The 408-nt window shown below is 48.5% G+C and carries 1 protein-coding gene and 1 tRNA gene; both read right to left on the reverse strand.

The genetic code is table 11. From position 1 onward, the window contains the following. The coding region (locus OGY62_RS02015; RefSeq protein ID WP_000031663.1) for a GTP-binding protein at positions 1-215 on the reverse strand (215 nt) is incomplete at its 3' end. 116 nt (positions 216-331) lie between these two features. Next, a tRNA-Thr gene (locus OGY62_RS02020) sits at positions 332-407 on the reverse strand. Position 408 lies beyond the last annotated feature (1 nt).

The raw sequence follows: 408 nt of genomic DNA on the forward strand, positions 1-408 counted from the left end.
GTGTCGTATTCAACGTGAGAAGTGTTGATGGTGATACCACGAGCTTTTTCTTCCGGCGCGTTATCGATCTGGTCGAATGCGCGAGCAGCACCGCCGTAGGTTTTAGCCAGTACGGTAGTGATTGCAGCGGTCAGCGTTGTTTTACCATGGTCAACGTGGCCGATAGTACCGACGTTGACGTGCGGTTTTGTACGTTCAAACTTTTCTTTAGACATCGATTGTCCCTCTAAGACACGGATAAATCGGTGATATCACCACATCAACCAGGCGATATGCCTGAATTGTTGAATATTTAAGTTTATACAGAGAGAAACGGGAAGGAGAAGTGAAGTGGTGCTGATACCCAGAGTCGAACTGGGGACCTCACCCTTACCAAGGGTGCGCTCTACCAACTGAGCCATATCAGCA

Origin of the sequence: Citrobacter sp. CK198 (assembly GCF_030333295.1) — a bacterium.
GTDB classification, from domain to species: Bacteria; Pseudomonadota; Gammaproteobacteria; order Enterobacterales; family Enterobacteriaceae; genus Citrobacter_B; species Citrobacter_B koseri.